The sequence below is a fragment of the Microcystis sp. LE19-84.1B genome, from assembly GCF_027531875.1.
In the GTDB taxonomy this organism is placed as follows: domain Bacteria; phylum Cyanobacteriota; class Cyanobacteriia; order Cyanobacteriales; family Microcystaceae; genus Microcystis; species Microcystis panniformis.
Map to the genome: position 1 here is coordinate 1 of NZ_JAPZSR010000415.1, position 10,481 is coordinate 10,481.

The following is a 10,481-nucleotide window of genomic DNA, read 5'->3' on the forward strand; positions in this document are numbered from 1 at the left end:
TGCTCTAAAATATCAATGTTTAAGCGTCCCGTTAAACGGATGGTTAGAGCTTCATTATAAGCCGAATTTTGCTGATCCATCTGATAGAGAAACCACATTCTCTGTTGAGCAAAAGATAGGGGTAAATCTTCAGTTCTGGCAACGGTATTAATAACCGATTCAAGGGGTTTAGATGGTGTTGTTGCGCTTCTTAAAAAAGTGAGAATTTCTGGTTTTCTTGTCCTGATTTCTTGCTTAATTTCTGGTGTCATCGCTCCCTGGGGAGCTTGATATTTTAACTTTTCTTCCTCAAGCCAAAGCTTGATTTCTAAACTATTTAAGTAAGATAAAAATTCTGCGACTTTCATTAATAGTATCCTTTTCCTTGATTAATATTCTGATATTTTTGGAATGGGGGTGATGTTTGGCTGGGTTCAGTAGCCCTAGCTTGAGCTACTGTTAGAGATATAATCAACGTTTTTCATAAATTTAAGTAGCCTCAAAGACTAAACAATATAGACCAAACAAAAATTATCAATGGTAGGGAGTCGGTGGTTATTGTTAAAATCAGTTGCTATGGGAGCAACCGCTTACATACTCCATAAAAAGACTGTTTTAAACCGAAGCTATTCATAGCACATTCTGGATGATAAATTTTAGTGATGGATACAATTTTTTACATTTTTTCCAAAATGGCTCTGAAAAGCTTAAGTTTTAGTTAAGCTATTTTCATAATTCTCCTTCTTCATAATTTTCTGAGGCTGCTGCTATAACTTTATCACCATGATGCCGCAAAATCTGTTATCGCTTTGAGGAAACGAGGAACATAATCGGCGCACCTCATTGCTGTGAAACCTGTATCCTGAAATCCTATCACAGAAAAAAAAATTTGTCATGGTCAACGAAATTCGCTAATATGTGGTATTCTGAGAAGCGATCACTAGCTTTTGCTATCAAAACAATGGTCACTTGTAGTAAGATAACGAGGGTTAAAGAAGCACGGGAGTATGTTAGCACAACCCAAGCCCAATAACCTTAAAATTGTCGGGGAGCCTTAGATTTTCGCCAATTGCCTTCCACACAGGGGAGGGTTTCTCCTGAAACTAGAACCCAACAGACAACCTCATAATTAACTTCGCCAATTCAACCAAAATATAAAATCATTCTGGCAAAATGTCCACAACTCAAATATAAATGCTATATGTCCGCCAAAGTCCCTCAAGCTCAAGATCGATCGACGACTAATATTATCTCCGATGTCAGCAAATTTTGGCACAGTGTCAAGCTGATCGCTGCTCCCTATTGGTATCCTACAGAATCGGGGGGAAGGGCTTTTTCCGATGTGATGAAAGCTTGGGCAATGCTCATCCTACTAATCGGGGCAATCCTAGGAGTTGTGGGATTAAATGCCTTCAATAGCTTTATTAGTAATTACTTAGTTGATGTCATCCTTGAAAAAAGTGATTTTGATAAATTTGTCAAAACTTTGGTAGTTTTTGCGGTTGGACTGCTCTTTGTCACCATTTTAGTTGGCTTGCTTAAATTTCTCAGAAAAAGAATCGCCCTAGATTGGTATGCTTGGCTCAATGACTGGATTCTCACAAAATATTTGCATAATCGCGCCTATTACAGAATTAATTTTAAATCCGATATCGACAACCCAGATCAGCGTTTATCCCAAGAAATTGAGCCGATTACCAGTAAAGCTCTCTCCTTTTTTGCAGTTTCCCTAGAAAATGTCCTAGATATGATCACTTTTTTAGTGATTCTCTGGTCAATTTCTTCCTCTGTTGCCATTATTTTAGTCGTTTGGACAATTCTCGGTAACGTCATTGCTATCTATTTTAACCAAGCTCTAAATAAAATTACTCAAGAAGAATTAGAACTTAAGGCTAACTATAATTATGCTCTAACCCACATTCGTAATCATGCGGAGTCAATCGCTTTCTTTGAGGGAGAAAATCAGGAATTAAATATTATTCAGCGCAGATTTAACAAACTCTTAAGCAGTGCTAAACGTAAAATTGATTGGGAGAGAGGCACAGAAATTTTTCGTCGAGGCTATCAGGCGGCAATACAAGTATTTACTTTTGTCATTTTGGGTCCTTTGTATATCAATAGTGAGGGCATTAGTTTCGGACAGGTCGGACAAGCCTGTTTAGCGGCTAATTTGTTTGCTACGGCACTGGCGGAATTAATTAATGAATTTGGCACTTCGGCACAATTTAGCAGTTATGTTGAACGTCTATCGCAATTTTCCCAAGCCTTAGAAGAAGTCATTAAACAACCAGAAAATTTAAGCACGATTACAACTATCGAAGAAACCCAATTTTCCTTTGAAGATGTCACCTTGCAAACTCCCGATTATGAACAGGTAATTGTCGAAAACCTCTCCCTTTCTGTTCAGCCTGGACAAGGTTTATTAATTGTCGGTCCGAGTGGTCGGGGTAAAAGTTCTTTGCTACGAGCAATTGCCGGTTTATGGAATGCCGGAACCGGCCGATTAGTGCGACCTCCCCTAGAAGAAGTATTGTTTCTGCCCCAACGTCCCTATATAATATTAGGAACCTTGCGAGAACAGTTACTTTATCCCAATCGCAATCAAGAAACCAATGAGATAAAATTGAGAGAAGTTTTGCAAGAAGTCAATCTCCAAAACTTACTAAATCGAGTCAATAGCTTTGATACAGAAGAGCCTTGGGAAAACATTTTGTCCCTAGGAGAACAACAACGTTTGGCTTTTGCCAGGGTATTAATTACCCGTCCCAGTTTTACTATCCTCGATGAAGCCACAAGTGCTTTAGACTTAAACAATGAAGAAAATTTATATCGGCAATTGCAGAAAACTCACACAACTTTTATTAGTGTCGGACATCGGGAAAGTCTCTTTAACTATCATCAATGGGTTTTAGAACTCTCTAGTAATTCCCATTGGCAACTGCTGACAGTGGAGGAATATCGCCGACAAAAAGCAAAAGAAATTATTAATATTTCTGTCGATAATTCTCAAGCTAGGCTCGAAGATTTACCGAATCAGGAAACCGAGGTCAATCCTAAAATCAACTCTGCCGGGGAACCACCCCCCGAATCGCCAACGACAACAATCTTAACAGAACCCCTAGAAGGACTTTCCCATGCACAAATGAAGGAATTAAGCGACTATTCCCTTAGTAGCATTAGAAGCAAAGCCAGTCAGGGAAAATCAATTACGGGTAAAGATGGACTGACCTATCGCTATGACAAAGACCCTAAAATCTTAAAATGGCTAAGAGTTTAGCCGATGAGAAACGGGTCAAAAAACAACGTTAAACCATTACATAAATTAGCTACCAAAAAAATGAATCAAACCCTGGTCAATCAACAACAGTTCTTCCAAGAAATCGTCCAAGATATCGAGCAAAATAAAATTGCAATTGCGGCGAAAAAACTGCGTCAACAGGAAGCAGATAGCTGTGAAATTCCGGCTCAGTGGCTCTGGAAAACAGCAGCAGCTTTGGAAACCAACGACTGGAGCATTTTATCAGAAGATTTCATTAATTTGAATTTTATCGGTAAAAATGGTTATTTTCTGATGATTGCTCCCTATCGCATCAATCGTCAGGGAGAAAGACAACTCACTTTGAGTGCGATTTACGGAAAAATTCACCAAAATAGTCAACCTTCTATCGAACAACTAGAAAGCTTAACTCGTGAAAAATTTGGCAGTCTAAGACAACCGATTCCCAGAAATTTATCCTTTACTGAAATTGCTAGTTGTGGCACGATTAAAGGTGAAAAGGGGGAGGCTTTTATCGTTCCCCATAGGTGGACTTTTCCCAATAGTGTTCAGGGACCAGCTTTAAATAATGCCAGTGAGCAAAAACGACGCTTTTCTGGTTCTAGCTACGAATGTATCCGAAAAATTTTTGAGCCAGAAACGGCCGATTTACTATTAGAACCCCTAGAGGATCAAATTAATGGTGAACGCTATCGTCATCTCGATACCCAATTCCATGAAGCGGGTCATGCTAGTGGGTTAGGATTTGACTTGAAACTCAAAAATAAACTGTTTCAAAACTATACCTATGCTGGAGTCGAGGAGTGGCGCTCAGATAGTTTAGGCTTTGAATTTGCCGATTGTGCTTTACCGGCCGAAGAAGCGGGAAAATTAGTCGCTGTTAATTTCTGCATTCGCTTTGGTTTAGATGCTCACCGTTTAGGGGGTTTAGAAAAAGATGTGGATGTCCACGCTAGTTTGATCAGTTTGGAATATCTCTTGCAAAATGATGCTATTTATCTCACAAAAAATGGTCAATTGGCCCTGCGTAATGTCAGTTATCCAGGCTTACTAAAAGCGGTAGAAATGCACCGAACACAAGCTTTGTCTCTAACGCGAAGGGAGTTGAATCTAAATAGTCCAACGGGTCTTTTTGCTCTGTATAAAGTGGATATTCATCCCGCAACCCAATTGATTTTTCAGGGACTAATTGTAGAGCGATGCCGCGGAATTTGGTCAGAGTTACAATAAGTACCTAGGGTTTGCTGATAACCGGCCAGGGGAGGGATGTCAATCAGCCATGTGCATCCCACCAAAGCCTATTGATGACGATAGGGATTGGGGTCAACTCCTCTGAGTTTCTGGCCACAGTAAGTGCCGGCCCGGGAATATTAGTCGTTGACTTCTAAGTAGCTGTTTGCAATTAAATAGAAGATAGGTTTTGCACTCGATCCCCCCTGCCCCCCTTAATAAGGGGGGTGCCGACAGGCGGGGGGATCTGAGAGTTTTTTACGCCCATCTACTTACACATTTATTTATATATATATCGCTAGATAACTAAAATGTGTTAAACTAGGCGGTAGCATTCTGGGAAATCACGACAAATAGATCAGTCTCTTATTAGTCAGAATCCCTGAACCCCTGATTACCTCTTTCTCCCCCGGTCGGTGACAAAACCAATGGCTGAACAACGCTCTGTACTAAAATTTAATGGCATCGATGATCATGTTGATCTATCCCACGGATTTCTTGACATCGATCAGAGTATTACCATTACATTTTGGGCAAAAGGGGAAAATAATTTATCCACAGAAACGACTCTTTTAGAAGCTGTTAATCGGGAAAATAACCGCGTTCTACATATTACCCTGCCTTGGGGCGATCCCGTGAAACCTGCGATTTTTTGGGATGCGGGAAATGAAGAAGGTTTCGATCGAATTGAAAAAAAAGTCAAGCTTAAAGATTATAGTGATTGGACTCATTGGGCCTTTGTTAAAAATGCGACCACGGGCCGAATGTTGATCTATCGTAATGGGATCATTTGGCATCGTGGCAACGGTCATAACCGTGCCTTAACGGGGATTGAAAAAATCATCTTGGGAGCCTCTGTTAATCTCTCCCATTATTGGCAAGGTTGTCTTGCAGAACTTTCTGTTTGGAATCAAGCGCGTAGCCAAGAAGAAATCCAAAAAACGATGTATCAATCTCCCTTAGTTGATAACCTTGGCTTAGTCACTTATTTATCACTCAATGGCAGTGCCGAGGATCAAACAAGTTATAGCAATCATGGTATTCTTTATGGGACAACCTGGCAACTAGATAGTCTTCCCTCTAAACCGACCTCGATCCCTAAATCAAAAGTTCAGACTAGCAGTAAAGCTAGAAGGAATGTGAAAAGGATAACAATGGTCAACGAAATTTTTAACTCCCTTGAAGAAGAAGAAGTGGTTGAACAGGATGCTCCAGCCGAACATCAAGAACCTTCCCTGGAAGAGAATCCAGAATCAATTATAATTGCCGCAGAAGCTGCTCTTGCCAGCAATGAAATGGAGGAGATTACTAAAACGGCAATTTCTCAACCAGATATACTGACTTATTCAAACCAGAAAAAACGGTTAATTATTTGTTGTGATGGTTCTTGGGAAAACTCTGGCAGTGCTTACCCCACCAACGTGGTTAAATTCGCCGAATCTATTAAGTATATTGCCGAGGATCAAACCCCTCAAATTGTCTTTTTGTCAGGTTCTGGCAGCGCAGAAGATAACGAATTTATTAAAAGTTTAGGGAATGAAACTTTTGGCTGGGGACTCGATCGAATGATCCAAGATGCCTATCGTTTTCTTGTCCTTAACTATAATCCCACAAGCGAGGATGAAGTTTATTTGTTAGGTTTTAGTCGCGGAGCATATATAGTTCGTTGTTTGGCTAGTTTTATCGATAAATGTGGAATCCTAAAACGCTCTAAGATTAAAGAAATTCCCCTAGCTTATCAACTATATCGAGACCACAACGTTAGTTCCGATAGTGCCAAAGCTCAACAATTTCGTGCCGCTAATGCCAAAAAAATTGAGACAGAAAAGGAAGATTTTCAAGATCGTATTCCAGTCAAGATGTTAGGTTGTTGGGATACAGTTGGTCATTTTGGTATTCCTGATTTAACCCCTTGGTTTCCCCTAGCTAAGTTTTATCATAAAAAATATGAATTTAGTAACACAAAATTAAGTCCGATTATCCAAAATGCTTTTCATGCGGTTGCCATTGATGAAAAACGGAAAAACTTCCCTTCCACTCCGATCAAAGCCAATCCCGAAAATCCTGAACAAGTTGTCAAAGAAGTTTTATTTGTCGGTGAACATACCTGTCTAGGTGGTGGCAAAAAAGAATATCAAGGACTTTCCGACTACCCCTTACAATGGATGATTAATCAAGCCAAAAAATTGGGATTAGAGTTTGACTTAACCACCTCTGAATTTGAGGAATTCCCAATTAAACTAGACCCGACCATCAAGTTCGATAATACGGTTAAAGGATTGTCGGCCTTGGGAGGTGAGCAATGGCGATATTTCAATACAAAAGTTGTCACTGTTCATCACAGTGTGGTAAAACGATTAAAGGCTTTTTCCGATTATCGTCCCAAAAGTCTTGAACCTTTTCTTCAAGCTTTACTTGACGGCGATCAACAGACAGATTAACCTTGCTTTAGAATTAAACTAATCCTTCGCTAGAAATTTGAGGTGATTTTTATGGAACTCGATAACATTATCAAAAAAGTGGCAGGTACTTATTTAGCTTCGGCTATTATTGCTGTCATCGTGCTAATTATTACCCTCGGACAACCCTTTGTAGTTTTTCTGGGTATCGGAGCGATGGGGTTGGTTAGTGTCTTAGGAGATGCGATCGCTCAGTACGGAATTGAAGCGGTTCTGAATGCTTTTTACACTGAGCGAAGTAAAAAAGAATCCCTAGAAACACTTTTGGCTGAAATTGATGCTTTACCTCTGACTGATGACCTGAAATTAAAAACTAAAAAATACTTGACTGACTATCAAGAACAGACAGCAAAGCAGCAAGAAACGGTAACTGAGCCAACTCCTGAAAGTCCTCAAACAGTTGTTATTGAAAATGAACCAGTTGTTATTGAAAAGGAACCAGTTGTTGAAAAGGAACCAGTTGTTGAAAATGAACCAGTTATTGAAAAGGAACCAGTTGTTGAAAATGAACCAGTTGTTGTTGAAGTTGAAAATGTTTAATTAGGTATTGCTCCCTCTTGTAATAGCTGGGAGCAGCGGATGATTATTGCTAAGTACTGAGGAATTTTTTGGTCTAAGATAGCTATGCTAAATAGGAACTCTCCACATCTGATGACCTATAAAAAAATTGCCATTTATGAGCAAAGCTATCAACTTCCTGTTTTTAAAAATAGATACTTAAAAAATTTTCAGAAAATCATCAAAGAACGTCGGAAATTAATTCAAGAAGGAGTTCGCTACCATTACTATTTTGGTAAGATTATTAAACGAAAAGAAAAAATTACTCAACAAGAAATCTTGATTGAGACTCAGTTATTAATTAAAGACTATAATTTATTAATTAATGGACTAGAAATCTATCAAGACGGATATTATCGTTTTTTACTCCAACTCAGTGACAATCTTAAAATTTTATTTTCCCAAAAATATCAAGAATTAAAAATCTTAGACTACGAGAGAATAAAGTTAGAGATTAAAAATAATAATAATCAAAATATTCTCAATCAACTCAAGCTAGAAAAACAGGAAAATTTTCGGGCAATTTTGCTACTGGGAAAAACATCTTTTTTGATGTTGAGAAAAACTAAATTACTAGGGGAAGGAGTTCAGAAATTAGCCGAGGATACTCAAAAGCAGAAAAAAATTGTGCAAGCAATTATTCAAGAACTCAAAATTTATGAGGAATTAAATCATTATCAACTCAAATCTCAACGAGTTCGCCAAGAAATTGCGGATCTTGCCCAAAATGCGATTAATTTTGAAAACTACTTACAGGACTATTTTGCTCCTTTTCAATTATTAATAGAAGAAGTCATTAAGGTGGATGAAGAATTTTATGCAACAGTTGGAGAAATTAAGTATTTGGTAGATAATATTTTTCAACCTCAGCCTGATCTCTTAGAAACGTCAGATTCCGCAATGAATTCTGAGTTTTTGCTAAATTTTCTAGCGACTGGTTACGAGAAAGAAGCCAGGTTAAAAGAGGCTTTTTCCTCTGATCAATTTAATGATTACTTATTCAATGAAAGTGAATGGTCAGAACAATTTATTTCCCTAGAAAAAACCATCAATAAATTATCTGATCATTTAGCAGAACAAGAGGCTTGTCAAAAAGACAGTATCCCCAAAACTCCCCTGGCAATAGTTGTCTCTCAATTCCCTCAAAACAATCTTGACAAATCTTCTAGTTCTAAAAATCCCCCGACTTCCCCAAATATCTTAACTCAAGAATCGGCCGATCTTGATTATAATCAATTACAAGATTTGCTAAGAAAGCAACAGTGGCAAGCGGCTGATCGCCAAACAACCAAACTACTATTAAAAATTTTGGGTAGGACCTACTGGAATGAGGTTTATCCTCAAGATATTGCTCAATTACCTTGTTCAGAACTCAAAAAAATTGATCAACTTTGGCTCCATTATAGTCATGGTCATTTCGGGTTTAGTATTCAGCAAGCCATTTTCTCTAGTCTCGGTGGTTTAGTGGATTATGAAACCCAAAAAAAACTTGGCGATCGCCTAGGTTGGCGGAAGGAAGGTCAATGGCTCAATTATGAGCAACTAAACTTTGAATTAGAGCCGAATTCTCCCCTCGGTCATTTACCCGTTCATTGGTTGATTTTTGAAGAAAATCTTTGTTACCCATCTCCGGAAGCTTCTGACAATCAAAACTCCGTGGCTTTCTGGAGAGTTGGCAATTGGTTATTGTGGCAACTTCACCTCGTTTTCAGCAAAATTCAAGCCTGTGGAATTATTCCTCTGTCTGACTTTTAAAGCGATTATCTAAGCTGTTGACTATCTAGGGTCTGCTGAAAAAGTTTCTCGTGGGGGTAGGGTGTGGCCCCCTCAACCCCCACCCCCCCTGCCCCCCCGACATCGGGGGGGTCGGGGGGCAGGTAGGGTGTAAGGTTTTACCCATTTTCATCTGGTAAATTAGCTAATTTTCAGGGAAAAAGTCCAGGGATTTTCCCCCCGATCCCTCCAATGGCTGGCACTTTTTGATTTCCCAAAAGTCTAAAAGTCTTACCCAACAAGGTTTTTAGATTTATTCAGCAACCCCTATCTAAATTACTCGTTAAGTAACAGGGAGCAGGGAGAGAAAGTAGAAAATCGAGCATGATTCCCTCGGCAACTTAAAGTTTTTGAGTTCTATCTGAGAATTGGGAAATTTATCTCTTAATTATTGGACTTTTACTGGTAAATTCTGCTTAAATTTTTCTGGTTTAACTGGGTCTCACTTTTTATGTTTTGGTCTCGGTTTTTGACAAGAATATCTGCACTTTTTTTAAGTAATCCCATCCCCTTTGATTCCAAACTTTTTCTCGTCCCGTTTCCTTTTCTATCCATCTAGCCACCTTCGGACCTGTCCAGATTCCTCCATCGGCAGGACGTTTTTTCAGTTCTTCTTTTAATTTTTGCAATTGTTCTTCCTTCAATAAAGGTTCTTTTCCTCTCCGATGTTCCACACTTTTTTTCTTGAGATTTTTAACTCCTTCCTCTCCTAATTCATTATATCTTTTGAGAATTCTAAAACTATATTGATAATCTAATCCTACAGCTACTGCAGCATTTTTGATTGTCCATCCTAACGATATTTTCCACAATAAGTGCCATCTTCTTGTTTCTACTGAGTCTTGACTGCTTCTGTATCTATCTTTCAGTTCCTCTGAACTTAGATGTTCGGCTAAGTAAGCTTTCTTGGGCATTTTATCTCATTGTTTTTATTTACTCTATTATAACAGGATTTAAGAGCAAACGCTAAGTCTGCCAAAGGAAGCGTCAAAAGCGCAAAATCTGCGAGATTAGTTTTGGAAACGCTAATCTCAGCGAAGCCGATTGGCTTAGTTCCTATCGCTCTCATCGGAAATTTTGGGTCTGAAACCCCGCCGTTCTAGGTTGGCTTTACGTTAGAATTAAAAGGCCAGTCTCGAAAACCAAGTGGACGGCGCAGCACCTTGAAAACTCGGCTTAGGGGGTTCCGACCAGAAAAGCTTGGC

Annotated in this window: 7 protein-coding genes; 5 read left to right on the forward strand and 2 right to left on the reverse strand. The window is 39.0% G+C overall.

Annotated elements, in window-relative coordinates; translation table 11 throughout:
• Positions 1–347: TubC N-terminal docking domain-related protein (locus O9324_RS23180; RefSeq protein ID WP_288141430.1), on the reverse strand; the 347-nt coding region annotated here is incomplete at its 3' end.
• Between the two features lie 833 nt (positions 348–1,180).
• On the opposite strand from O9324_RS23180, the gene O9324_RS23185 reads away from it, so the two are divergent.
• From O9324_RS23185 to O9324_RS23205, 5 genes are all read left to right on the forward strand, one after another.
• Positions 1,181–3,256 carry an ABC transporter ATP-binding protein/permease gene (locus tag O9324_RS23185; protein WP_288141431.1) on the forward strand — a complete coding sequence of 692 codons (2,076 nt, stop codon included), beginning with the start codon at positions 1,181–1,183 and terminating at the stop codon, positions 3,254–3,256.
• Positions 3,257–3,316: 60 nt separating this feature from the next.
• Entirely contained in the window at positions 3,317–4,486 is a 1,170-nt protein-coding gene (locus O9324_RS23190) for a DUF6014 family protein (protein ID WP_288141432.1), read from the forward strand.
• A 428-nt stretch (positions 4,487–4,914) separates the two neighbouring features.
• On the forward strand, positions 4,915–6,927 hold the full coding sequence (locus O9324_RS23195) for a phospholipase effector Tle1 domain-containing protein (RefSeq protein WP_288141433.1): 2,013 nt from the start codon (positions 4,915–4,917) through the stop codon (positions 6,925–6,927).
• Between the two features lie 51 nt (positions 6,928–6,978).
• Entirely contained in the window at positions 6,979–7,485 is a 507-nt protein-coding gene (locus O9324_RS23200) for a hypothetical protein (RefSeq protein ID WP_002765055.1), read from the forward strand.
• Between the two features lie 111 nt (positions 7,486–7,596).
• On the forward strand, positions 7,597–9,258 hold the full coding sequence (locus tag O9324_RS23205; RefSeq protein WP_288141434.1) for a GUN4 domain-containing protein: 1,662 nt from the start codon (positions 7,597–7,599) through the stop codon (positions 9,256–9,258).
• A 467-nt stretch (positions 9,259–9,725) separates the two neighbouring features.
• On the opposite strand, the gene O9324_RS23210 is transcribed toward O9324_RS23205, so the two are convergent.
• Entirely contained in the window at positions 9,726–10,190 is a 465-nt protein-coding gene (locus O9324_RS23210; protein ID WP_002760422.1) for a helix-turn-helix domain-containing protein, read from the reverse strand.
• Between the last annotated feature and the right edge of the window lie 291 nt (positions 10,191–10,481).

Excerpts from the sequence above, each read along its gene's own strand:
- O9324_RS23185 (WP_288141431.1), top strand. The coding sequence starts at position 1,181 with ATGTCCGCCAAAGTCCCTCAAGCTCAAGATCGATCGACGACTAATATT.
- O9324_RS23190 (WP_288141432.1), top strand. The coding sequence starts at position 3,317 with ATGAATCAAACCCTGGTCAATCAACAACAGTTCTTCCAAGAAATCGTC.
- O9324_RS23195 (WP_288141433.1), top strand. The coding sequence starts at position 4,915 with ATGGCTGAACAACGCTCTGTACTAAAATTTAATGGCATCGATGATCAT.
- O9324_RS23200 (WP_002765055.1), top strand. The coding sequence starts at position 6,979 with ATGGAACTCGATAACATTATCAAAAAAGTGGCAGGTACTTATTTAGCT.
- O9324_RS23205 (WP_288141434.1), top strand. The coding sequence starts at position 7,597 with ATGACCTATAAAAAAATTGCCATTTATGAGCAAAGCTATCAACTTCCT.
- O9324_RS23210 (WP_002760422.1), bottom strand. The coding sequence starts at position 10,190 with ATGCCCAAGAAAGCTTACTTAGCCGAACATCTAAGTTCAGAGGAACTG.